The sequence below is a fragment of the Demequina lignilytica genome (genome assembly GCF_030418305.1).
Taxonomy (GTDB): Bacteria; Actinomycetota; Actinomycetes; order Actinomycetales; family Demequinaceae; genus Demequina; species Demequina lignilytica.
The window spans coordinates 351,077-374,622 of sequence record NZ_JAUHPX010000001.1; the positions used below are offsets into that span (position 1 = coordinate 351,077).

At 72.7% G+C, this 23,546-nt stretch carries 21 protein-coding genes; 11 read left to right on the forward strand and 10 right to left on the reverse strand.

Annotated elements, in window-relative coordinates; all coding sequences use genetic code 11:
- The first annotated feature begins 177 nt into the window (after window positions 1–177).
- On the forward strand, window positions 178–741 hold the full coding sequence (locus QQX10_RS01625; protein WP_301144442.1) for a TetR/AcrR family transcriptional regulator: 564 nt from the start codon (window positions 178–180) through the stop codon (window positions 739–741).
- 165 nt (window positions 742–906) lie between these two features.
- Complete coding sequence (locus tag QQX10_RS01630) at window positions 907–1,836, forward strand: endonuclease domain-containing protein (protein WP_301144443.1); 930 nt, start codon at window positions 907–909, stop codon at window positions 1,834–1,836.
- A gap of 113 nt (window positions 1,837–1,949) precedes the next feature.
- Here the strand turns inward: QQX10_RS01630 and QQX10_RS01635 are convergent, their stop codons facing one another.
- From QQX10_RS01635 to QQX10_RS01680, 10 genes are read right to left on the reverse strand one after another with little or no spacing between them, the layout of a single operon-like run.
- Entirely contained in the window at window positions 1,950–3,125 is a 1,176-nt protein-coding gene (locus QQX10_RS01635; RefSeq protein WP_301144444.1) for a bifunctional 2-methylcitrate synthase/citrate synthase, read from the reverse strand.
- 55 nt (window positions 3,126–3,180) lie between these two features.
- Window positions 3,181–4,083: a methylisocitrate lyase gene (prpB, locus tag QQX10_RS01640; RefSeq protein ID WP_301144445.1), complete on the reverse strand. Its 903-nt coding sequence runs from the start codon at window positions 4,081–4,083 to the stop codon at window positions 3,181–3,183.
- A gap of 11 nt (window positions 4,084–4,094) precedes the next feature.
- Window positions 4,095–5,621 (reverse strand): MmgE/PrpD family protein, encoded by a 1,527-nt coding sequence (locus tag QQX10_RS01645; RefSeq protein ID WP_301144514.1) that lies wholly within the window; start codon window positions 5,619–5,621, stop codon window positions 4,095–4,097.
- A gap of 2 nt (window positions 5,622–5,623) precedes the next feature.
- A complete protein-coding gene (locus QQX10_RS01650) occupies window positions 5,624–6,394 on the reverse strand; it encodes a GntR family transcriptional regulator (protein ID WP_367281251.1) in 771 nt (256 codons plus the stop codon).
- Window positions 6,391–7,686 (reverse strand): cytochrome b/b6 domain-containing protein, encoded by a 1,296-nt coding sequence (locus QQX10_RS01655; RefSeq protein ID WP_301144446.1) that lies wholly within the window; start codon window positions 7,684–7,686, stop codon window positions 6,391–6,393. Before QQX10_RS01655 ends, QQX10_RS01650 begins: the two co-directional genes overlap by 4 nt.
- Window positions 7,683–8,663, reverse strand: a complete 981-nt coding sequence (locus tag QQX10_RS01660) for an electron transfer flavoprotein subunit alpha/FixB family protein (protein ID WP_301144447.1) — start codon at window positions 8,661–8,663, stop codon at window positions 7,683–7,685. Before QQX10_RS01660 ends, QQX10_RS01655 begins: the two co-directional genes overlap by 4 nt.
- 11 nt (window positions 8,664–8,674) lie before the next feature.
- Complete coding sequence (locus QQX10_RS01665) at window positions 8,675–9,451, reverse strand: electron transfer flavoprotein subunit beta/FixA family protein (RefSeq protein ID WP_301144448.1); 777 nt, start codon at window positions 9,449–9,451, stop codon at window positions 8,675–8,677.
- The gene (locus QQX10_RS01670) at window positions 9,448–10,530 is read right to left on the reverse strand and encodes a phosphotransferase family protein (protein ID WP_301144449.1); all 1,083 of its coding nucleotides are present in this window, start codon (window positions 10,528–10,530) and stop codon (window positions 9,448–9,450) included. The genes QQX10_RS01665 and QQX10_RS01670 overlap by 4 nt, the downstream gene beginning before the upstream one ends.
- The gene (locus tag QQX10_RS01675; protein ID WP_301144450.1) at window positions 10,527–11,750 is read right to left on the reverse strand and encodes an acyl-CoA dehydrogenase family protein; all 1,224 of its coding nucleotides are present in this window, start codon (window positions 11,748–11,750) and stop codon (window positions 10,527–10,529) included. Before QQX10_RS01675 ends, QQX10_RS01670 begins: the two co-directional genes overlap by 4 nt.
- Window positions 11,747–12,550 carry an SDR family oxidoreductase gene (locus QQX10_RS01680; protein ID WP_301144451.1) on the reverse strand — a complete coding sequence of 268 codons (804 nt, stop codon included), beginning with the start codon at window positions 12,548–12,550 and terminating at the stop codon, window positions 11,747–11,749. Before QQX10_RS01680 ends, QQX10_RS01675 begins: the two co-directional genes overlap by 4 nt.
- A gap of 145 nt (window positions 12,551–12,695) precedes the next feature.
- On the opposite strand from QQX10_RS01680, the gene QQX10_RS01685 reads away from it, so the two are divergent.
- The 9 genes from QQX10_RS01685 (at window position 12,696) to QQX10_RS01725 (ending at window position 23,545) form a co-directional block, all read left to right on the forward strand.
- A complete protein-coding gene (locus tag QQX10_RS01685; RefSeq protein WP_301144452.1) occupies window positions 12,696–13,892 on the forward strand; it encodes an acyl-CoA dehydrogenase family protein in 1,197 nt (398 codons plus the stop codon).
- A gap of 26 nt (window positions 13,893–13,918) precedes the next feature.
- On the forward strand, window positions 13,919–15,127 hold the full coding sequence (locus QQX10_RS01690; protein WP_301144453.1) for an acetyl-CoA C-acetyltransferase: 1,209 nt from the start codon (window positions 13,919–13,921) through the stop codon (window positions 15,125–15,127).
- Window positions 15,128–15,153: 26 nt separating this feature from the next.
- Window positions 15,154–17,343 (forward strand): 3-hydroxyacyl-CoA dehydrogenase NAD-binding domain-containing protein, encoded by a 2,190-nt coding sequence (locus QQX10_RS01695; RefSeq protein ID WP_301144454.1) that lies wholly within the window; start codon window positions 15,154–15,156, stop codon window positions 17,341–17,343.
- Window positions 17,344–17,352: 9 nt separating this feature from the next.
- Window positions 17,353–18,339 carry an NAD(P)H-dependent flavin oxidoreductase gene (locus tag QQX10_RS01700; RefSeq protein WP_301144455.1) on the forward strand — a complete coding sequence of 329 codons (987 nt, stop codon included), beginning with the start codon at window positions 17,353–17,355 and terminating at the stop codon, window positions 18,337–18,339.
- A 406-nt stretch (window positions 18,340–18,745) separates the two neighbouring features.
- On the forward strand, window positions 18,746–20,059 hold the full coding sequence (locus QQX10_RS01705) for an ABC transporter substrate-binding protein (RefSeq protein ID WP_301144456.1): 1,314 nt from the start codon (window positions 18,746–18,748) through the stop codon (window positions 20,057–20,059).
- Between the two features lie 73 nt (window positions 20,060–20,132).
- Window positions 20,133–20,900, forward strand: a complete 768-nt coding sequence (locus QQX10_RS01710; RefSeq protein WP_301144457.1) for an ABC transporter ATP-binding protein — start codon at window positions 20,133–20,135, stop codon at window positions 20,898–20,900.
- Complete coding sequence (locus QQX10_RS01715) at window positions 20,897–21,604, forward strand: ABC transporter ATP-binding protein (RefSeq protein WP_301144458.1); 708 nt, start codon at window positions 20,897–20,899, stop codon at window positions 21,602–21,604. Before QQX10_RS01710 ends, QQX10_RS01715 begins: the two co-directional genes overlap by 4 nt.
- A 13-nt stretch (window positions 21,605–21,617) precedes the next feature.
- The gene (locus tag QQX10_RS01720; protein ID WP_301144459.1) at window positions 21,618–22,493 is read left to right on the forward strand and encodes a branched-chain amino acid ABC transporter permease; all 876 of its coding nucleotides are present in this window, start codon (window positions 21,618–21,620) and stop codon (window positions 22,491–22,493) included.
- Window positions 22,490–23,545, forward strand: coding sequence for a branched-chain amino acid ABC transporter permease (locus tag QQX10_RS01725; RefSeq protein ID WP_301144460.1), 1,056 nt, complete (start codon window positions 22,490–22,492; stop codon window positions 23,543–23,545). Before QQX10_RS01720 ends, QQX10_RS01725 begins: the two co-directional genes overlap by 4 nt.
- The last annotated feature ends 1 nt before the right edge of the window (window position 23,546 follow it).

A 23,546-nucleotide genomic window follows, 5' to 3' on the forward strand; every position in this document is an offset into this window, starting at 1 on the left:
GTGCCGGCGAGGCGCCGGCGACGGTCCGGGCGGCGGCGGGACGATGCCCGGGGAACTTCCTAGCCGACCGGTAAGTTCTCTCGGTGATAGTATTCACACAACTAACCGGTCGTCAAGTCAATTCCCGGGACGTGTCGGACCGCCGCATCGTCCCCCGCGAGAGGTAGGAAGGAAGCCATGACCGACACCGCCACGCGCCGCCGGGGCGACACCCGTGCGCGCATCCAGGACGTCGCGCTCGAGCGCTTCACCTCGCAGGGCTACGACCAGACCTCGCTGCGCGAGATCGCCGAGGACCTGGGCGTCACCAAGGCCGCGCTCTACTACCACTTCAAGTCCAAGGAGGAGATCCTCGACTCCTTGATCGCGCAGGTCCTCGACGAGGTCGACGCGCTGGTGACGTGGATGAACGACGGCCCGGCGACGCGCGAGCGGCGCCTGGAGATGATCGCGCGGCTGGTCGACGTCACCCGCGGCACCCCCGGCGAGGTGATGCGGTGCGTGCAGCAGAACGAGGTCGCGCTGCAGAACCTCGCCTCCACCACCGGGCTGGTCCACCAGCTCAAGCAGAAGCTGTGGGACTCGTCGCTGCCGGCGGACGCCCCGCTCGAGGACCGGCTGCGGATGCGCATGGCAGTGATGACCGTGCTGATCGCCAACAAGCTCGAGAGCGACCTCGGAGGCACGGTCGAGGAGCGCGGTCAGGCGGCGCTCAGGGTCGCAGCGGACCTGGTGCCGTAGCGCCGCGGAGCCGACACCCTCCGATCTCCCTCGCCCGGCCGGACATGGCTGCCTGATCTCCCCCTGTCTCCGGCACCGATGTCCGGCGCCGATCCTGGACGGCCCGCTCTCCCCTGCGAGGAGCCGGTCGGAGTCCCCTATCACCAGGTGCGCGAGCCTCGACCCATGGCCCGCGCCGCACGCTCCGACGGTCGCCTGACCGCTCTGATATCGCGGCTCGACGGCCCGCGAGACCCGGTGCTCCCGCGCCGGCAGGTGCTCGACGCGATCGGACGGGCCGGACTGGACCGCGCCGTCGCCGACGGAACGCTGACCAGGGTGCTGCCCGGCTGGTACGGCCTCGCCGCGCACGCGGATGACCATCAGGTGCGGTGCGCGGCCGTCGTGCGCTGGTCGCGGGGCGCTTTGGCGATCACGGGCCGCTCCGCACTCCACCTGCTCGACAGCCGGTTCCCCGCACCTCAGCGGGTTGAGGCTCGCAGCGAGCGGCACGGCCACGTCCGCGCGCCAGCGTGGCTGCGCGTCAGGTACGGCGAATCGGTTCGGTGGCGGATCACGGTCGGGGGCGTCACGTGCCTGGTGAGCGACGACGCGGTGCTCGACGCATGGTGCATCGCAGCGCCGGCCGACCGGGAGACCGTGTTCTACACCGCCCTCTGGCTTCGGGCGGTGTCGCCCCGTCAGCTACGTCGGGCGGCCGACCGGCGCGCGAAAGTCGCCGATCGCCGCTCGCTGGTCCGGCTGCTGGACGAGTTCGACGACGGGGCGACATCGCCCACGGAGGTCCTGGCGCGACGGCGGGTGTTCGTCGGTCACGAGTTCGCCGAGCTCGAGGCGCAGGTCTCGATCCGTGCCGCGGGACGGACCCGGATCGCGGACCTCCTGCATCGGCGTGCGCGCCTGGTGATCGAGCTCGACGGCTCGGCGTATCACGATGGTCCTGAGCAGGTGGCGCGGGACCGCGCCCGCGATGCCGAGCTGCTGGCGGCGGGGTACGCGACCGTGCGGTTCGGATTCCGCGAGCTCATGAGGGACCCCGACCGATGCCGAACGCTCCTGCGCGCGGCCATCAGTTCGCGCCTGGGCCGGACATGAGTGCGGCGATGCGGCAACGATCGCGCACTCATGTCCGGCCGGAGCGCGCTGGCGTGGGATGGGGTGGGGTGGTGGCGAGGCGAGGCGAGGGCAGGCCTGAGCGCCGAGCCCCGCTACCCCGCGAGCTCCTCCTGACGCGTCGCGGCGGCGATCGCACGCTCGTCCGCCACGTAGCCCTCGATGTGCCGCTCCGCCGGGCCGTTGTACGCACTGAGGGGCCGGATCAGGGCGTTCGAGGCCAGCTGCTCCTGGATGTGCGCGGTCCAGCCCGCGACGCGGGACGCCACGAAGATCGGCGTGAAGATCGCGGTGTCGAACCCGATCAGGTGATACGCCGGCCCCGAGGGGTAGTCGAGGTTCGGGTAGATCCCCTTGCGCGCGACGAACTCCGCCTCCAGCCGGTCGTACAGGTCGGCGATGTCCGGCCGTCCGTAGTGCGCGATGAGCGTGTCGAGCGCCGCGTGCATGGTCGGCACGCGCGAGTCCCCGCGCTTGTAGACCCGGTGGCCGAATCCCATGATCTTGCGCTTCGCTCCCAGCGCCTCGTCGAGCCACCCGGTCACGCGTGAGGCGTCGCCGATCTCCTCGAACGTGCGCATCACCGCCTCGTTCGCGCCGCCGTGCAGCGGGCCCTTGAGCGCGCCGATCGCCGCGACCACCGCGCTGTAGTAGTCCGACAGCGTCGAGGTCACCACGCGCGCGGTGAAGGTGGAGGCGTTGAACGAGTGCTCCGCGTAGAGCGTCATCGACACGTCGAAGGCCTCGCGCGCCACCGGGTGCGGCTCCTCACCGAAGGTCATCCACAGGAAGTTCGCCGCGTAGCCGAGGTCGTCACGCGGCGCGATCGCGCCCAGCCCTCGCTCGCAGCGCTGGATGTACGCGACGATCCCGGGCAGCTGGGCGAACAGCGCGAGGGCCTTGTCGAGGATCGCGTGGGGCTCGCTGTCCCAGGCGGTGGGGTCGCTCGCGCCCAGCATGCTCACCGCGGTGCGCACGATGTCCATGGGATGAGCGGTCCCCACCAGCTGGTCGATCACCCGCGCGATGGCCGGATCGAGCGTCCGGTGCGAGCGCTCGATGCGCTGGAACTGCGCGAGCTGCTCGGCCGTCGGCAGCTCCCCGTACCAGAGCAGGTAGACCACCTCCTCGAACGACCGCATGGCCGCGAGCTCCTGGACCGGGTACCCGCGGTACAGCAGCGAGTTGGTGTCGACGTTGACCTTCGACACGGCCGTGTGGTCAACGGTGACGCCGGCGAGGCCCTTCTTGATCTCGGGGGTGTCGCTCATGATCACTCCTTTGTGATGTGGGGACGGGCACCGTGCGGTGCGAGGAGGGGTCGATTCAGTCCTTGGTGACGGTGAAGGTGAACACGTTCGAGTCGAAGCGGCCGTAGGACTCGTAGTCGAGCAGGTCGTACAGGTCCGCGCGGTGCTGCATCTGCCCGAGCAGCCCGGTGAGGTGGCCCGCGGACTGGAGCTCGTCGAGCCCGCGCACCGCGGATCCCATCGCGAGCCGCAGCAGCGAGACGGGCCAGATGACGATGCTCACGCCGACGTCCCGGAGGCTGTCCACGGAGAACAGCTCGGACTTCCCGAACTCGGTCATGTTCGCGAGGATCGGCACGTCCACCGCCGCGCGCATGGCCTCGAACTCGGCGAGGGTGGCCATCGCCTCGGGGAAGATCGCGTCCGCGCCCGCGTCGACCAGGGCCCTGGCCCGGTCCGTGGCCGCGTCGAGGCCCTCGACGCCACGCACGTCGGTGCGCGCCATGATGAGCAGGTTCGGGTCGCGGCGACCGTCGACCGCGGCGCGGATGCGGCGTACGGCGAGGTCGAGCCCCACCACCTCCTTGCCGTCGAGGTGGCCGCAGCGCTTGGGGTTGACCTGGTCCTCGATGTGCAGGCCCGCGACGCCGGCATCCTCCATCTCCTGGACGCTCCTGGCGACGTTCATGGGCTCCCCGAAGCCGGTGTCGGCGTCGACGAGCGCCGGCAGGTCGGTGACCCTGGCGATCTGGCGCGACCGCCCCGCGACCTCGGTGAGCGTCGTGAGGCCGATGTCCGGCAGCCCCAGGTCGGCGGAGAGCACCGCACCGGAGATGTAGACGCCCTCGAAGCCGCGCTGCTCGATGAGCCGCGCCGACAGCGGGTTGAAGGCCCCGGGGAAGCGCAGGAGCTCGCCGGAGGCCAGCCGGGCTCGGAACGCGGCCCGCTTGTCGGCCGCCGAGGTGGTCGCGTAGAGCATCGTCCCCTCCCCTACAGCAGCCCGGACGGCGCGGGCGCGGCCGCGCGCACCTGGTCGGACACGGTGAACGTCAGCCCGCCGAGCTCGTCGGGGCCGAGCTCCGGCAGCCGCTGCGCGACGGTGAGGAACCGCTCGATCTCGGCGGGCGGGACGATGCCGTCGGCGAGCGTGCGGAACTTGCCGACGTAGTCGTCGCGCGCGAACGGCTTGGCGCCCAGCGGGTGGGCGTCGGCGACCGCGATCGACTCCTCGTGCACCGAGCCGTCGGTGAAGGTCACCCGGATGGTGCCGCCGAAGGCCTTCTCCGCCGGGTCGTTCGAGTGGTAGCGGCGCGTCCACTCGGGGTCCTCGGTGGTGGTGATCCGCTGCCACAGCGCGACCGTGTCGGGCCGCGCGGCCCGCGCCGGCAGGTACGAGGTCTCGTGATCGAACGCGCCGTCCTGCAGGGCGACGGTGAAGATGTACGGCAGGGAGTGGTCGAGCGTCTCGCGCGACGCGGTCGGCGAGTACTTCTCGGGGTCGCCCGAGCCGGACCCGATGACGTAGTGCGTGTGGTGCGACGTGGCGAGCACGATGCTGGCGACCCGCTCCGGATCGCCGATCTCGGGACGCGCGCGGTGCAGGCGCCGCGCGAGGTCGATCCACGCCTGCGACTGGTACTCCGCCGAGTGCTGCTTCGTGTACGTGTCGAGGATCGCCCGCTTGGCCTCCCCGGCCTCGGGCAGCGGGACCTCGTAGCGGGCGTCGAAGCCGCCGAGCATCCAGGCGATCACCCCGTCCTCGCCCTCGTAGATCGGCGTCGGGGACGTCTGCCCCCGCATCGCGCGGTCGACCGCCTCCACGGCGAGCTTGCCCGCCAGGGCCGGGGCGTGCGCCTTCCACGACGAGATCTCGCCCTTTCGGGACTGCCGGGTCGCGGTGGTGGTGTGCAGGGCCTGACCCACCGCCTGGAAGATGGTCTCGGCGTCGAGGCCGAGCATGGCGCCGATGCCCGCGGCGGCGCTGGGACCCAGGTGCGCGACGTGGTCGATCTTGTGCCGGTGCAGGCTGATGCCCTTGACCAGGTCGACCTGGATCTCGTATCCGGCGACGATCCCGCGGAGCAGGTCGGCCCCGGTGAGCCCGCGCGCGCCGGCGTGCTGCGCCACCGCCACGATCGGCGGGATGTTGTCGCCGGGGTGCGAGTACTCCTCCGCGAGGAAGGTGTCGTGGTAGTCGAGCTCCCGCACGGCCACGCCGTTCGCCCAGGCCGCCCACTCCGCGCTCACGCGGGTGGCGCCGGGCTCGCCGAACACGGTCGCGCCCGCGCCTCCGGCGGAGGGACGATGCGCGAGGGCCTGCGCGCGGGCCGCCGCGGGCGCCTCGCGCGAGTAGGAGGCGGCCGCCACCGAGGCGTTGTCGATCACACGGTTGATCACCATCTCCGCGACGTCGTCGGCGATCGGCACGGGGTCGGCGGCGACCTGCGCGATCGACCACGCGAGCTGGCCCTCGCGGGGCAGCGCCTCGGCGGACGTGTGGGCTCGGACGGCGTGCATCTTCACTGGTGACGCTCCTCAGCGGTCGGGGGCAGGGTGGGGTCCTGGCGCATGGTCGCGAGGATGTTCGCGAGGCTGCGGTGCAGGTGGAGCTCGGTCGCGTACGCGGCCATGGTCTCGGAGCCCTCGATGATCGCGTCGAGGATCATGAGGTGCTCCTGGGTGGCGCTGCGGAGCCGGGCCGAGTCGTCGCTCGACAGGCGCCGGATCCTGGCGACGTGCACGCGCACGCCGCGCAGCGCGGACAGCAGGTAGGGGTTGGCGGCGGCCCCGTCGATGGCGGCGTCCATGCGCGCGGTCTGCGCGTAGAAGTCGTCGCGGGACGCCTCGGTGGCGAGCCGCTCCCCCGCCTCCCGGACCTCCTCGCGCAGCACCTCGAAGACCCCGCGGTCGCGGCGGAGCGCGGCGAGCCTGGCCGCCTTCACCTCGAGCGCCTCGCGGATCTCGAACAGCTCGCGCACGTCGTCGAGCGTCAGGCCGGCGACCTCGAGGCCGCGCGCGCCGCGGGCCGCGACCAGTCCGTCGCCCTGCAGGCGGGACAGCGCCTCGCGCAGGGGCGTGCGGGAGACCCCGAGCCGCGCCGACTGCTCGATCTCTGCGAGGGGCGCGCCGGGCGCGAGGGTGCCATCGAGGATCTCGTCCCGTAGCGCTCGGTAGACGCGGTCGCTGGTCCTCAGCGCTCCCGGCGGATCTTCTGTATACAACAACGTCTCCATGGTCGCGAAACTAGCACTCTCGGAGGTCTTGTGCATACATTCGATCGTGGCGGTCATCGTCCGCTCACCGTCCCGAAGCGCCGCGCGACGGGCGCGATCAGCAGCGGCCGGACTGCGAGCACGGCTCCGACCACGACCGCCAGGGCCGCGGTCGCCACGATCGCGCCCGTCCAGCCCTCGCCCTGGGTGCCGGCGAACATGTGATTGAGGTTGCGGCGCGCCCCGGTCGCGAGCACCAGCGCGACGTGGCTCACCACGAACAGCACGAAGTAGAGCATCACCGGGAAGTGGATCCGCCGCGCCACCGCCACGGGGTACAGCCGGTCGAGGCGGCCGCCCGCGCGCCAGAAGATGCTCATGCGCACCCCGGTCGCGATCGCGAGCGGCGCCGCGATGAAGACGGTGACGACGTAGCTGAGCTGCTGCAGCGAGTTGTAGTACGCCCAGCCGTCCTCGACGGGCCAGTCCAGGGACAGGTACTGCAGCGCGGTCGACACGGCGTTCGGCACGACCTCCCACGACAGCGGCACGATCCGCATCCACTGCCCCGTCGCGAACAGCAGCACCACGTAGGTGACGCCGTTGACCACCCACAGCACGTCGAGCGCCTGGTGGGTCCACGCAAGCAGGCTGATCCGCGTCCGCGGGTCGGAGCGGCGCGCCCAGTAGGCCTCCGGCCGCGCCTGGCGTCGTACCTCGAGCCCGGTGCGCACGATCATCGCCAGCAGGAACACGTTGAAGAAGTGCGTCCACGAGAGCCACGTCGGGATGCCGACCGGCGCGCCCTCGGGCGGCGGCACCGCCCCCGGGTAGCGGGCGACGAACGCCTGGACGCCGTCGAGGCCCATGATCAGGCGGGCGCCGAGCACCGCGGCGATCCCGAGAACGGCGATCACGGCCACCATCCCGAGGGAGCGGCGCGCGCGGGGCGAGAGCCCGCCGGGATCGCTCTCCGTGGTCGGGGATGCGTCGGCGGTCCCGGGCGCCTCGTCCGCGGCGACCGCCGCGGGCTCCGGCGCCGGCTCCTGGGGAGGCGGATCGTGAGCCTCGACGGCCGGCGCCCACCCGGCGGGCGGCCACGGCTCCCCGCCGGGCACTCGGGGAAGCCCCCGCCGCAGCGCGATGTCTCCACGCGGACGCCCGGCGCCCGGCGCGGGGTCGCCCGGGACGGACGATGCGGTGGCGACGGCGGTCGTCGAGGTCGCCGCGGGCGCCCCGGCGGTGAGCGTCACGGCGGCGGGCGCGGCTCCCGTCAGGGCCCCCGCATCGTCCCCCGTCGCGGCGGGCGCGGGCGGCCACGGCTCCCCGCCGGGCACGCGCGGCAGACCGCGACGGAGGGTGGCCGTCATGCGCCCTTCCTCGACTCGAGGGCGCTGATCAGCTGCGGGACCACGGTGAAGACGTCGCCCACCACCCCGAAGTCGGCGATCGCGAACAGCGGCGCGTCGGCGTCCTTGTTGACCACCACGATGGTCTTCGCCGTCTGCATCCCCGCCCGGTGCTGGATCGCCCCCGAGATGCCGAGCGCCACGTAGAGCTGCGGCGACACCGAGACCCCGGTCTGCCCCACCTGATGCGCTGCGGGGATGTAGCCCGCGTCGACCGCGGCACGGGAGGCGCCGACGGCGGCGCCGAGCGTGTCCGCGAGCTGCTCGACCAGCGCGAACTGCTCGGCGGACCCGAGCCCGCGACCGCCGGAGACCACCTTCGCGGCGCCGCGCAGGTCCGGGCGGGAGGATGTCGCCTCGACGGGCTCGACCTCGACGACGGTCGCGGCGGGCAGGCCGGACGGCGCCACCTCCAGCGCCTCCACCACCGGCAGCTCGACCGGCACGCCCCGCGCGTCGACCGCTCCCTGGCGGACCGTGATGACGGGCGCCCCGAACGTCGCGGCGGAGTCGACAAGGTAGGCGCCACCGTAGGCGCTGTGGTGGGCGACGATCCCCTCGGCGTCGCGGGACACGCCCACCGCGTCGACCGCCAGGGCCGCACCCGTCCGAACGGCGAGCCGGGCCGCGGCCTCACGCGCCTCGACGGAGTGCGACACCAGGATCGCCGCGGGCGTCGATGCCTCCACGGCCGCCGCGAGCGCGTCGACGACGGGCACCGTCACCGCGTCCTCGGCCGCATCGGCGACCAGCACCCGGGTCGCTCCGAGCGCACCTGCGGCCGCCGCGACCTCGCGTGCCCCGTCGCCGACGACGAGGGCGACGGGGAGGCCGACCTCCGCCGCGGCGCCCAGCAGCCCGGCCGCGGACGGGGCGAGGGCGCCGGACGGCAGCCGGTCGAGCAGCACCAGCACGGGCGCGTCGCTGTGGTCGGTCATGTCCCTCCCCCTCACACCAGCCGGCTCGAGACCAGGAACGCGGCGAGCTGCTCGCCCGCGTCACCCGAGTCGGTGATCTTGATGCCGGCCTCGCGGGCCGGTCGCTGACGCGCGGCGATCATGATCGACCGCGCCACGTCGGGAGCCTCGGCGTCGACCCCGAGGTCGTCCAGGGAGAGGGTCTCGACGGTCTTCTTCTTGGCGGCCATGATCCCCTTGAAGCTCGCGAGCCTCGCGTCGGGCAGCGCCTCGGTGATCGAGACGATCGCGGGCAGGGGCGCGGTGACGCGCACGGTGGCGGCGTCGGAGGCGCGCGTGCCGGTCACCGCGTCCTCACCGATCTCGATCGCGGCGAGCGCGGTCGCGCACGGCACGGCGAGGTGCTCGGCCATGGCCGCGGGCACCGCACCTCCGCCGCCGTCGGTCGAGGCGTTGCCCGCGACGATCAGGTCGAAGCCGATGCGTCGTGCCGCGGCGGCGAGCACCTCGGCGGTCAGCATCAGGTCCGCGCCGAGCAGCCGCTCGTCGATCACCTGAACCGCCGACGAGGCTCCCATCGCGAGCGCCTTGCGCAGCGCGCTCTGCGCGGGCTCGGCGGCCATCGCGAGCACCACCACCTCGGTTCCCGGGTGCGCATCGGCCTGCGCGAGCGCGACCTCGAGCGCGCGCTCGTTGATCTCGTCGATCACGGCGTCCTCCGGGGCCCGCTCCGCGAGCCCCGTCTCCAGCGACAGCGTCCGGTCCCCGTACGTGTCGGGCACCACCTTCATCAGCACGACGATCCTCACCGCTCCCCCTCCTCCAGCCTGTCGAGCGCCTCCGCGGCGGCGCGGGCGAGCGCGGGCACACCCTCCGCCAGCGTGGGCGCGAACGCGTCCCCGGGTCGCTCGCCGTCCAGCCAGCGCGTGTGCATCGCCTCGCAGAAGATGGCCGACTTCCACAGCGCCAGCGCCTCGTACCAGGGCAGCATCGACACGTCCGCGCCGGTCTCCTCGGCGTACCGGGCGACGAGCGCGGCCCGCGTCGGGAAGCCCGGCAGCGCGGTCACCCGGGTCAGGTCCATCGGGGTGGTCGGCCTGCCGGTCTCCGTGTAGGTCGCCACCAGGTAGCCGAGGTCGGCGAGCGGATCGCCCAGCGCCGCCATCTCCCAGTCCAGCACCGCGGCGATCAGGCCCGGTGCCGCGAACATCAGGTTGCCGAGGCGGAAGTCGCCGTGGACGATGCTCGCGCCGGGCTCGGACGGCACGGCGGCGGCGAGGCGCTCGCCGACCTGGTCGACGAGCGGCACCTCGCGCCGGGTGTTGAGGGGCCAGATCTGGGAGAACCGCCGCAGCTGGCGCTCGAGGTAGCCCGCGGGACGGCCCAGTGCTGCCACGTCGCCCTCGAGCGGGACCTGGTGCAGGCGGGCGAGGGTGTCCACGGCCTCGTTCACCGTCGCCGCACGGTCGCGGGGATCGGCGTAGCCGCGCGGCAGCGCGTCGGTGAGCACGTGCCCCTCGACGAGCTCCATCAGGTAGAACGGCACCCCGATGACGTCCGGGTCCTCGCACACCGCCACCACGCGCGGAGCGGGCACGCCGGCGGCACCGACCGTCGCGACGACGCGCGCCTCGCGCACCATGTCGTGCGCCGAGGGCGGGAACGGCGGCCGCGGGCCGCGGCGCAGCACCAGCCGGTCGCGCCCCCGCCGCAGCTCGTAGGTGATGTTCGCCTGGCCGTCGCCGATCCGGTGCCACGCGAGGGTGCCGCGCGCCATCCCGACGGAGTCGAGGTACGCGTCCAGCGGCTCGATGACCAGCAGCGGCGGGCTCGCGAGGGCGGCGGCATCGGCGGCGTCCGCCACGACGTCCCGCGTCTCGACGCTCATCGCGCCCCCTCCGGGGTGTCGAGCACCCGCTCACCCGCCTCGACCTCACGCCGCCGCCGCGCCACGGCGCGGCGGGCGATCGCCCACCGGTGCGTCTCCGACGAGCCGTCGTACACACGGAACGGGCGCACCTCGTTGAGGAACGCCAGGAGGGGCAGCTCGAGCGTCACGCCGTCGCCCCCGCACAGCTGCACCGCGCGGTCGATCACGCGGCCGACGGCCTCCGAGACGTGCACCTTGGCGATGGACGATGCGGTGGCGCCCGCGCGCGGGTCCTCCACCAGCAGCCTGGCGGCCCGGTCGATCAGCGCGTCGCAGGTGGCGAGGTCGATCTCGGAGTCGGCGAGCATCGCCTGGGCGATCCCGAGCTCCGCCAGGGGCGCGCCGAACACCTCGCGCGTCCGCACGCGGTCGAGGGCCGTGTCCTGCGCGCGTCGGGCGAGACCGAGCCACCGCATGCAGTGGGTGAGCCTGGCCGGGCCGAGCCGGACCTGCGCGTACGCGAAGCCCTCGCCCGCCGCGCCGAGCACCGCATCGTCGCCCACGCGCACGTCGGCGAAGGTCACGTGCGGGTGGCCGCCCGTGATCGCCGTCTCCATGGTGCGGACGGGGTGGCCGACCGTCACGCCGGGCGTGTCCATCGGGACCAGCAGCATGGTCGCGGCCCCGTCGCCGAGCTCGGGCGTGCGTGCCATGACGATCGCGTAGGCCGCCTCGTCCGCGCCGGAGATGAACCGCTTCTCCCCGTCGAGGACCCAGCCGCCGTCGACGCGGCGCGCGACCGTCGCGAGCGCGGCGGGATCCGATCCGGCGCCGGGGTGGGGCTCGGTCATGGCGAAGCACGACCGTGCCTCGCCCGCGGCCACCGGGGCGAGGAACGCCTGCTGCTGCGCCGGCGAGGCGACGCGCTCCAGCAGGTACATGTTGCCCTCGTCGGGGGCCATGCAGTTGAGGACCGCCGGGCCGATCGGCGAGTAGCCCGCCTCCTGGAAGACAGGCGACCACTCGGGGAGGGTCAGGCCCAGGCCGCCCAGCGCGGTCGGCACCTGAGGCGCGAAGACGCCCGCCGCGCGCGCCTCCTCCTGGAGAGCGCGCCTGCGCTCCGGCCCCAGCTCCATGCCGGCGGGCGGCTCGGACGGCACCACCACGTCGCGGATGAAGCGCCGGGTGCGCACGGCGAGCTCGCCCACGGTGGCCCGCGTGGCCTCCGCGGCGGTCATGCGACCCCTCCCGCCGCCAGCAGTCCCCCGTCGAGGTCGAGCACCTGGCCCGAGATCCAGCCCGCCTCGGGCGAGCAGAGGAAGGCCGCAGCGGCCGCGACGTCCTCCGGGACGCCGAGCCGGCCCATCGGGTACTGCGCGGCGACCTCGGCCTCCCGACCCTCGTACAGCGCGCGCGCGAACTGCGTGCGCACCACGGCCGGCGCGAGCGCGTTGACACGGACGCGGGGCCCGAGCTCCGCCGCGAGCGTACGGGTGAGGTGGGAGACGGCCGCCTTGCTCACGCCGTACCAGCCGATGCCGGGAGACGGCACCGTGCCCGTCACGGAGGAGAGGTTGAGGATCGCGGCGCCGTCGTGCGCGCCGAGCCCGGCCGCGCACGCCTCCTGCACCCAGCCGAGCGTCCCGAGGAGGTTGACGTCGAGCACCTTGCGCGCGGCCTCGTGGTCGAGGCCGAGCAGCGGCCCGTACACGGGGTTGATGCCGGCGTTGTTCACGAGCACGTCCAGGCGCCCGAAGGCGGCGATCGCGGCCGCGATCGCGTCGCGACGGTGGTCGGGATCCTGCGCGCGGCCGGCGATCGTCCGCACCCGCCCCCCGGGCAGCTCGGCGGCGGCCGCGGCCAGCTCGTCCTCCTTGCGCGCGGTGATCACCACTGACGCCCCCTCGGCCGCGAGACGCGCCGCGATGGCGCGGCCGATCCCGCGGCTCGCTCCTGTGACGACCGCGACCTTCCCCGCGAAGCGGTCCGCGACCACGAGGCCCGGTGCCTCGAGCACTCGACCATCCACATCCTGCATGCCACGCTCCTTTGCGCGATTGCTTAATCCAGATTAAACAGCAAGGGAGGAGGCGCGCAAGCGACACGCAGAATCCGGCCCCTGGCCATCGTGGTTTCTAATGTGCTATAAAAACCGTGAGGTTGAGATCAAGGAGGATCCACTCATGACCGCTGTCACCGGCACGTCGCCCAAGGCCGCGAGCGCGAGCGTCGTCGGCCCCCGTCGCGTCTACGACGAGGAGCACGAGCAGTTCCGCGAGATGGTGCGGGACTTCGTCGAGCTGCACGCGCGCCCCCACGCCGATCGGTGGGAGCAGGAGGGACGAGTCGACCGCGACCTGTTCGTGCGTGCCGCGGAGGCCGGGATCCTGGGGTTCGGCATCCCCGAGGAGTACGGCGGCGGCGGCTCCGACGACTTCCGCTTCAACGCGGTCATGGGCGAGGAGCTCGCCCGCCACCCCGTCACCTCGGGGATGGCCGGGGTGGCGCTGTCGAACGACATCGTCATCCCCTACTTCACGGACCTCACGAACGACGAGCAGAAGGCGCGCTGGCTGCCGGACATCGCCGCCGGGCGCAGCATCGTCGCCGTCGCCATGACGGAGCCGGGAACCGGCTCGGACCTCGCGGGCATCCGCACCAGCGCCGTCCGAGACGGCGACCACTACGTGGTGACCGGCTCGAAGATCTTCATCTCGAACGGCCAGAACGCCGACCTGATCGTGACGGCGGTGCGCACCGGGCCGGACCCGCACCGCGGCATGAGCCTCCTGGTGATCCCGGCGGACTCCCCCGGCTTCTCCCGGGGCCGCCGCCTCGAGAAGATCGGCCTGCACGCGCAGGACACCAGCGAGATCTTCTTCCAGGACGTCCGCGTCCCCGTGGCAAACCTCCTCGGCGAGGAGGGCACCGGGTTCTTCGGGCTGGTGCGCAACCTCCCGCAGGAGCGCTTCTCGATCGCCGCGGCGGCGGTGGCGTCGAGCGAGGGGGTCCTCGAGCGCACGCTCGCGTACGTCAAGGAGCGCCACGCCTTCGGCCGGCCGATCGGCTCCTTCCAGAACACCCGCTTCGAGCTCGCGGACATGGTCACCGCCGTGCGCGCGTCCCGTGCCTACGTCGACGACTGCATGGTCCGGCTCACCGAGGGCACCCTGAGCGCGGAGGAGGCCGCGGGGGCGAAGTTCCTCGCGACCGAGCAGTACGTGAACGTCGTCAACCGCTGCCTGCAGCTGCATGGCGGCTACGGCTACATGCGCGAGTACCGGATCGCCAAGGACTACGAGGACGCGCGCATCACCACCATCTACGGCGGCACCACCGAGATCATGAAGGAGATCGTCGGGCGGGGCCTGGGACTGTGACCGGACAGGGACTGGGAGAGGACAACATGCCTGACGCATTCATCTACGACGCCGTGCGCACCCCGCGCGGACGCAACCGGGGCGGCTCGCTCCACGGCACCAAGCCCGTCGACCTGGTGGTCGGCCTGATCCACGCGCTCGAGGAGCGCAACCCGACGCTCGACACGAACCTGATCGACGACATCGTCCTGGGTGTGGTCTCCCCGGTGGGCGAGCAGGGCGGCGACATCGCCCGCACAGCGGCGCTGGTCGCCGGCCTGCCCGAGACCGTCGCCGGCGTCCAGCTCAACCGCTTCTGCGCCTCGGGCCTCGAGGCCGTCAACACCGCGGCGCAGAAGGTCGCGAGCGGCTTCGAGTCGCTGGTGCTCGCCGGCGGGGTCGAGTCGATGTCGCGCGTCCCGATCGGCTCCGACGGCGGCGCGTACGTCCAGGACCCGACCACCAACTACGACCTCTACTTCGTCCCCCAGGGCGTCAGCGCCGACCTCATCGCGACGGTCGAGGGCTTCACCCGCGAGGATGTCGACGCCTTCGCGGTGGAGTCCCAGCGACGTGCCGACGTGGCGTGGAGCGAGGGCCGCTTCGCGCGCTCGGTGGTGCCGGTGAAGGACATGAACGGCGTCACGCTGCTCGACCACGACGAGCACCGTCGCCCCGGCGGCACCGTCGAGTCGCTCGGCGCCCTCACGCCCGCGTTCGCCGCGATGGGCGCCGAGGCCGGCTACGACGCCGTCGCGATGCAGAAGTACCACGCCGTGGAGCGGATCGACCACGTCCACACGGCCGCGAACTCGTCCGGGATCGTCGACGGAGCGGCGCTCATGGTGATCGGCTCCGCCGAGGTCGGCGAGCGCCTCGGGCTCACGCCGCGCGCCCGCATCGTCGCCGCGGCGGTGTCGGGATCCGAGCCCACCATCATGCTCACAGGCCCCGCGCCGGCCACCCGCAAGGCGCTCGCGAAGGCGGGCCTCGAGGTGGACGACATCGACCTGTTCGAGCTCAACGAGGCGTTCGCCTCGGTGGTCATGCGGTGGGAGCGGGAGATGGGCATCCCGCACGAGAAGGTCAACGTCAACGGCGGCGCGATCGCCATGGGCCACCCGCTGGGGGCCACCGGGGCGATGATCCTGGGCACGCTGCTCGACGAGCTCGAGCGTCGCGACCTCACGCGTGGCCTGGCCACGCTCTGCGTGGGCGCCGGCATGGGCGTCGCGACCATCATCGAGCGGGTCTGAGCGAGCGGGAACGGGAGGGACAGCGCATGAGCGTCATCGAGGAGCGGACCGACGTGGTCCACGTGTACGACTGGCAGCAGGGCGCCGACGGGATCGTCACCATCACCATGGACGACCCGGACAGCGGCGCCAACACCATGAACGCGCACTTCGTCGCCGCGCTGGAGGCGACGGTCGAGCGGCTGGAGGCGGAGCGCGAGCAGCTCACCGGCGTGATCCTGGCCTCGGCGAAGAAGAGCTGGTTCGCGGGCGGCGACCTCAAGCTGCTGCGGGCGGCCGACCCGTCCCGGGCGGCCGAGGAGACCGCCCACATCGAGCACGTCAAGGCGCTGCTGCGACGCGTCGAGAAGCTCGGCCGCCCCGTGGTCGCGGCGCTCACCGGCACCGCGCTCGGCGGCGGGCTCGAGGTCGCGCTGGCGACCCATCACCGGATCGCGGCGTCGGACGCGACGGGCGCACGCTTCGGCCTGCCCGAGGTGTCCCTCGGCCTTCTCCCCGGGGGCGGCGGCGTCACGCGCACGGTGCGGATGCTCGGCCTGCAGAAGGCGCTCGCGGACGTGATCCTGCCCGCCACGAAGTTCACCGCCGAGGGAGCGCTCGCGGCCGGCCTCGTGGACGAGGTGGCACCCACCGCCGAGATCGTCGACCGCGCGAAGGCCTGGATCGCGGCGAACCCCGAGCCGGTCAAGCCGTGGGACGTGAAGGGCTTCCGCCTGCCGGGCGGTGCACCCCTGTCCCCCGGAAACGCCGGGATGCTGGGCGCGATGCCGGCGCTGCTGCGCAAGCAGACCAAGGGCGCCCCCCTTCCCGCGCCGCGGGCCGCGATGGCCGCGGCCGTCGAGGGCGCCTACGTCGACTTCGACACCGCCTCCACCATCGAAAGCCGCTACCTGGTCCAGCTCACCCATTCGCAGGTCGCGAAGAACATGATCAAGGCCTTCTTCTTCGACCTGCAGAGCATCAGCTCGGGCGCGAGCCGGCCCATCGGCTACCCGACGTACCAGGCCAAGCGCCTGGGGGTGGTGGGTGCAGGCATGATGGGCGCCGCCATCGCCTACGTCGCCGCCAAGGTGGGCATCGAGGTGGTGCTCAAGGACGTCTCGAAAGAGTCCGCGGAGAAGGGCAAGGACTACTCGCGGATGCTCGAGCAGAAGGCGCTGACGCGAGGCCAGACCACACCCGAGCGCAGCGAGGAGCTGCTCGCCCGGATCACCACCACGGGCGACCCGGCGGACTTCGCCGGCGTCGACTTCGTCATCGAGGCCGTGTTCGAGTCCGTGCCGGTCAAGCAGGCCGTGTTCCAGGAGATCCAGGACATGGTGCTGCCGGACGCGGTGCTGGGCTCCAACACCTCGACCCTGCCCATCACGCTGCTCGCGGAAGGCGTGGACCGCACCGACGACTTCATCGGCATCCACTTCTTCTCCCCCGTCGACAAGATGCCCCTGGTCGAGATCGTGCGCGGCGCGCGCACGTCGGACGAGGTGCTGGCGAAGGTCTTCGACTTCGTCCTCCAGATCCGCAAGACCCCGATCGTGGTGAACGATGCGCGCGGCTTCTTCACGTCGCGCGTGATCGGAAAGTTCATCGACGAGGCGGTGGCCGCCGTTGGCGAGGGCGTCGAGCCGGCGTCCATCGAGCAGGCGGCGCTGCAGGCCGGCTACCCCGCCGGCCCGCTGCAGCTGGTCGACGAGCTCTCGATCGCCCTCACGCAGAAGATCCGCGACGAGACCCGAGCGGCCCAGGAGGCCGAGGGCATCCCGTGGGTGGCCCACCCCGCCGAATCGATCGCGGACTGGATGGTCGACGAGGCGGGACGCCCGGGCCGCAAGGCCGGCCAGGGCTTCTACGACTACGACGAGAACGGCCGGCGCGCGGGGATCTGGCCCGGCGTGCGGGAGCGCTACGCCTCCGGGAGCGTCGAGGTGCCGCTCAAGGACCTGCAGGAGCGGATGCTGTTCGCCGAGGCGATCGACACCATCGACTGCCTCGACGACAACGTGCTCACCTCCGTCGCCGACGCGAACATCGGCTCGATCTACGGCATCGGCTTCCCCGCCTGGACCGGCGGGGTGCTGCAGTACGTCAACCAGTACGAGGGCGGCCTCGACGGCTTCATCGAGCGGGCGAACGAGCTGGCCGACCGCTACGGCGAGCGCTTCCGCCCGCCTGCCTCGCTGATCGCCCGCGCGGCCACCGGCGAGATCTACGAGTAGGAGCGGACCATGCTGACCACGAGGTTCACGGAGGCGCTGGGGATCGAGCACCCGATCGTCCAGGGCGGCATGATGTGGGTGGGACGGGCCGAGCTCGCGGCCGCGGTGTCGGAGGCCGGCGGCCTCGGGATGATCACGGCGCTGACCCAGCCCACACCCGCCGACCTGGTCAAGGAGATCGCACGGGCGCGCACCCTGACCGACAAGCCGTTCGGCGTGAACCTCACGATCCTGCCGTCGATCAACCCGCCGCCGTACGACGAGTACCGGCGCGCGATCGTGGACTCCGGGGTCACGATCGTGGAGACCGCGGGATCCAACCCGGAGCCGCACATGGAGCTGTTCCGCGAGCACGGGGTGCGGGTGATCCACAAGTGCACCAGCGTCCGACATGCCCTCAAGGCCGAGGCCGTGGGCGTAACGGCCGTCTCCATCGACGGCTTCGAGTGCGCGGGCCACCCGGGCGAGGACGACGTCCCCGGGCTGATCCTCATCCCCGCGGCGGCGGACCAGCTCACGATCCCGTTCATCGCCTCCGGCGGATTCGCGGACGGGCGCGGCCTGGCCGCCGCCCTGGCGCTGGGCGCGGACGGCATCAACATGGGCTCACGGTTCATGTGCACGGTCGAGTCCCCGATCGCGGAGGCGGTCAAGGAGCGGATCGTCGCGGCCTCCGAGCTCGACACCAACCTGATCTTCCGGACGCTGCGCAACACCGCCCGCGTGGCCAAGAACGCGATCAGCGACGAGGTGGTGCAGATCCTGAACGCCGGAGGGCAGTTCGAGGACGTGCGGCCGCTGGTCGCGGGCACCCGCGGGAGGAAGGTCTTCGAGGAGGGCGACCTCGACGCGGGGATCTGGACGGTCGGCCAGGTGCAGGGCCTCATCCACGACATCCCGCCCGCGGGCGAGGTCGTGAGGCGGATCGTCGCCCAGGCGGAGGAGATCCTTCGGCGCCGGCTGACGCTGTTCGGGGACCCCGCCCCGGTGGGCTGAACCGAGCGGACGCACCGAGGGTCCCGGCGGCGAGAGCCACCGGGGCCCTCGGTGCGTGTGGACGCTGCATCGACGTGATCTTCGATTCACTTCGTCATTCCCGACCCGCCGACTCGCGCGAGGCGTCAGGCGAGCGAGTCCGTGCCACCTCGCGAACGTTGTCACGGAACGGTCACGGATCCCCTGCCGACGACGCGTGGGCCTTGCGCCCGCCCTTTCCTCCGTTTAGCATGTGAGTCACCATTTACTTATCTGCTCAATGGAGAGTAGGAGACCGGCGATGGCGCCTGACGTCCGCGTACGCGACGGCCGCGGGTCCGACCACGCTCACCGCGCCCCGTGCGGCGCATCCCCCGCCTCGACGCGCGAACGTCGCGTCGGGCATCCGCGCATCTGAGGAGGAACCATGTCCATCGCCCACCGCACGGGTCGCCGCCGCGCCCTGCCTCTCACGGTCGCGGGTCTCGCGGTCTCCACCCTGGCCCTGGCCGGTTGCTCGGGCCGCGATGCCGCGGGCGCCGACCCCGAGGCGTCCGCCACCGCCGGCACGGGCGCGGCCACGGAGGCGATGGCCGAATCGTGCAGCCCCGGCTTCACCGACACGGAGATCAGGATCGGCAACTCGGTCCCCCTGTCCGGACCCGCGGCCGCGTACGGGGCGATCGGCCAGACCCTCAAGCTCTACTTCGACGACATCAACGCCGCGGGCGGCCTCGAGCTGGCCGACGGCACCACCCGACAGGTGAACGTGACGGTCGTCGACGACGCCTACGACCCGGCCAAGGCGGCCACGAACGTCCGCCAGCTCGTCGAGCAGGACGAGGTCTTCGCGCTCGCCGGCGTGCTGGGCACGGGGGCCGCGATCTCGGTCGCTCCGTACATCTCCGAGACCGGCGTGCCGAACCTGTTCGTCGGCACCGGTTCCGATGCGATCATGAGCCTCCACGCGGACGGCACCCAGTGGACCATCGGCTTCATGCCCCAGTACGGCTTCGAGGTCTCGGCGCTCGCGCAGTACCTGATCGAGAACCACCCCGGCGAGACGGCGGCCATCCTCTACCAGAACGACGACTTCGGCGAGAGCATCAAGGCAGGCTTCGAGGCCGCGTTCGAGGGCAGCGGCATCGAGATCGTGGCGGCCGAGCCCTACGAGGTCGCGAGCGCGACCGTCGACAGCCAGGTGACCACGCTCGCCGCGTCCGACGCCGACATCTTCCTCAACTGGGCGGTCGGCGCCTTCGCGACGCAGTCGCTCAAGAAGAAGCTCGAGCTCGGCTGGGACGCCACCACCGTGATCAACGCTCCCGCGGCGGATGCGACGTTCTTCCTCAAGCCCGCGGGCGAGGGTGCCGCGGACGGCGTGGTCTCGGTCGCCTACACGAAGGACATCACCGATCCGTCGCTCGCAGGCGACGCCGGCTTCGACGCCTGGGCGGCCTTCGCCGCGGCTCACCCCGACGAGGTCAACGCGATGTTCGCGCCCGCCGCCGCGGGCTACCAGACCGCCCAGCTCCTCGAGGCGGCGCTGGCGCAGATGGAGGGCTGCACCCGCGAGGCGCTGCTCGATGCCGCGACCTCGTTCGACGGGCTCGAGCTCGATCTGGCACCCGTGACGGTGAGCACGTCCCCCGAGTACCCCTACGTCTTCAGCGAGGTGAAGATCCAGGTCTTCAACGGGACCACGTGGGACGTCGCCGAGGGCACCTACACCGTCGGCTGAGCCCGCCTCCCCCGGGGCCACGTGCCCCGGCCCCGGGGGAGCGACGGCCTCGCACCCAGGAAGGAGGACCCGCATGGACGCGTTGCTCGCGGTGAGCGAGGTGCGCCTCTCGTTCGGGGGGCTGCAGGCGCTCGACGGCCCCAGCCTGCAGGTGCGCGACGGCGAGGTCGTCGGGCTGATCGGACCCAACGGCGCCGGCAAGACCAGCCTGTTCAACTGCATCGGCGGGCTCTACCGCCCGCAGTCGGGCAGCATCCGCATCGCCGGCCGGGAGGTCGCGGGCCTGCCGCGGCACCGGATCGCGGCGCTCGGCGTCGGCCGCACCTTCCAGAACATCGGCCTGCTCGCGAGCCAGACCGTGCTGGCGAACGTGCTCGCGGGCGCCCATCACGTCGCCGCCGGCGGCTGGTGGGCCACGGCGCTCGGCCTGCCCTCGGTGGCCCGGTCCGAGCGCGACCACCGCGAGCGCGCAATGGCCCTGCTCGCCGAGCTCGACCTCGCGGACGTGGCCGGACGGATGGTCGGGACCCTGCCCTTCGGCACGCTGAAGCGGGTCGAGCTCGCCCGCGCGCTCATGGGCGAGCCCCGCCTCCTGCTGGTCGACGAACCCGCGAACGGCCTGGTGCACGGGGAGGTGCTCGAGCTCGGCGCGACGCTGCGCCGCCTCGCTACCGAGCGCGGCGCCGCGATCCTGCTGGTCGAGCATCACATGGGCCTGGTGACCTCCGTGTGCGACCGCGTGGTCGTGCTCGACTTCGGCCGCGTGATCGCCGAGGGCGAGCCGCACGAGGTCGCCCGGGACCCGCGGGTGGTCGCCGCCTACCTCGGGACGGCCGCATGAGCCTCCTGACGGCGGAGATCGCGAGCGCGGGCTACGGCCGCGCCACGGTCCTGCACGACGTCGACCTCGAGGTCCCCGCCGAAGGGCGCCTGGCGGTCCTCGGCGCCAACGGCGCGGGCAAGACCACCGTGCTCCGGACGCTCTCGGGCCTCACGCGGGTCGAGGGGTCGATCAGGCTCGACGGCCGCGAGCTCGTGGGCCTCAGCCCCTACCGCATCGCCGCCGCCGGCATCGCTCACGTCCCGCAGGGTCGCGGGACGTTCGGCGACCTCACCGTGCGCGAGAACCTGCTGGTCGGCGGCGCGACCCGGCCCAGCCGCGCCGCCCGCGCCGAGGCCGACCGCTGGATGGAGAGGTTCCCGCGGCTCGGGGAGCGCGCCGCACGGCCGGCCTCGGGGCTCAGCGGCGGCGAGCAGCAGCTGCTCGCGATCGCGCGGGCCCTCATGTCAGCCCCGCGCCTGCTGCTGCTCGACGAGCCGTCGCTGGGGCTCGCCCCCAAGATCACCGCCGAGCTGTTCGCCACGCTCGACGTGCTCTGCCGCGAGACCGGCACCGCCATGCTGCTGGTCGAGCAGAACGCGCAGGCGGCCCTCGGGATCGCCGAGCAGGCCGTCGTGATCGAGAGCGGCCAGATCACCCTGCGCGGCCCCGCGGCCGAGCTGAGGGACGACGACGAGGTGCGACGCGCCTACCTGGGCGTGTGAGAGAGGAACGCGGATGCTCCTGCAGCAGCTGGCCGACGGCATCGCGACCGGTGCGATCTACAGCGCGCTCGCGCTCGCGATCGTGCTCGTCTTCCGGGCGTCGCGGACGCTCAACTTCGCCCAGGGCGAGTTCGCCCTGCTGGGCGCCTACGTGTCCTGGCAGCTCGTCGTCTGGGGGCTGCCGGTCTGGGCGGCGCTGCCGGTCTCCATGGCCCTGCTCGCGGTGCTCTCGGCCGCGAGCGAGAGGGCGCTGATCCGGCCCCTCGCGCGCCGCCACCAGGCCCTCCCGCTGATCATCGTCACGCTGGGCCTCATGATCGCGATCAACGCGGTGATCGGGTGGGCGTGGACCTATCAGACCAAGGAGGTGCCCGCGCTGTTCGGCGGAGGCGCCGTCGACCTGGGCGGGGTGGCGGTGTCGCGGCAGGACATCGGGATCGTCCTCACCGTGCTGGTCGTCGCCGTGGTGCTCGGCGTCCTCTTCGAGTTCACCCGCTGGGGCCTGCGGATGCGGGCCGCGGTGTCGGCGCCCGAGTCCGCGGAGCTGTCGGGGATCTCGACGGGCCGGACCATGACCATGGGGTGGGCGATCGCCGGCGCGGTCGGCGCTCTCGCCGGCACGCTGATCGCGCCCGAGCTGTTCCTTCACCCGGGCATGATGGCGCCCGTCCTGATCTACGCCTTCGCGGCGGCGACGCTCGGTGGCCTGGACTCCCCCGTCGGCGCGCTGATCGGCGGCCTCGCCGTCGGGGTGGTGGAGAACCTCGCGGGCAGCTACCTCCCGCACGGCTCCGACTTCAAGCAGGTGGTCGCGCTCGTGATCATCGTGGTGGTGCTGCTGGTGAGACCCCAAGGGATCCTCGGGCGGCGGGAGGTGGTCCGGGTATGACCGCGACATCGACACGGCGCAGGACGGGGAGCCCGCGGCCGTCGCGCGGCTCCGCCGTCGAGTGGCTGCGGCGCCCCCGTCCCCCGCTCGCTCCCCCGCGCTGGCTCACCATCGCCGGTATCGCCGTCGGCGCCGCGGCGCTCGCGGTGGTGCCGCTGGTCAACCCGAGCTACATCAACCTCACCGTGACGCTCGTGATGATCTGGACGCTCGTCGGCCTCGGTCTCAACCTGCTCGTCGGGTTCGGCGGCCAGGTCTCCCTCGGCCACTCGGCCTTCTTCGCGATCGGCGCGTACGCCGTGGCGGTGGGCGGCGAGGCGGGCATCCCGCATCCGGCGACCCTCGCGATCGCCGCGGCGCTGCCCTTCCTCGTGGGATACGTGCTGGGGCTGCCGGCGCTGAGGCTGCACGGGCTCCAGCTCGGCCTGGTCACGTTGGCGATGGCCATGGCCACGCCCGCGGCGATCCGCGCGCTCGAGCCCCTCACGCACGGCAGCCGCGGCATCGCGATCGACGGCGACCCGCCCGCCTGGATCCCGCTCGCCCACGACCAGTGGGTGTACTACCTCGCGCTCGCGGCGGCCACGATCGGCTACGTGGTGACGCGACGGCTCGCGCGCGGGCGCCTGGGCCGATCCTTCGTGGCGGTCCGCGACGCCGAGATCGTGGCCGAGACCCTCGGCGTGGACGTCTGGCGGACCAAGACCCGCCTGTTCGCGGCGTCGGCCGCCTACGCCGGGGTGGCCGGAGGGCTCTACGCCATGCTTCTCGAGTTCGTCGGCCCGGAGAACTTCAACCTCACCCTGTCGATCTCGTTCGTCACGCTGATCGTCGTCGGCGGGCTCGCGACCGTGCCGGGCGCCGTGCTCGGGGCGCTGTTCGTGCAGTACGTCCCCACGCTCACGTCGAGCATCAGCCCGGCGGCCACCGGCGCGGCCTACGGCGCGGTGCTGATCGCGTTCGCCTTCTTCCTGCCCTATGGCCTGGTGGGCCTGGTCCGCGCGGCGCTCGGCCGGCTCGTGGCCCGTCTGCCCGGGCGTCGCGGCACGTAGC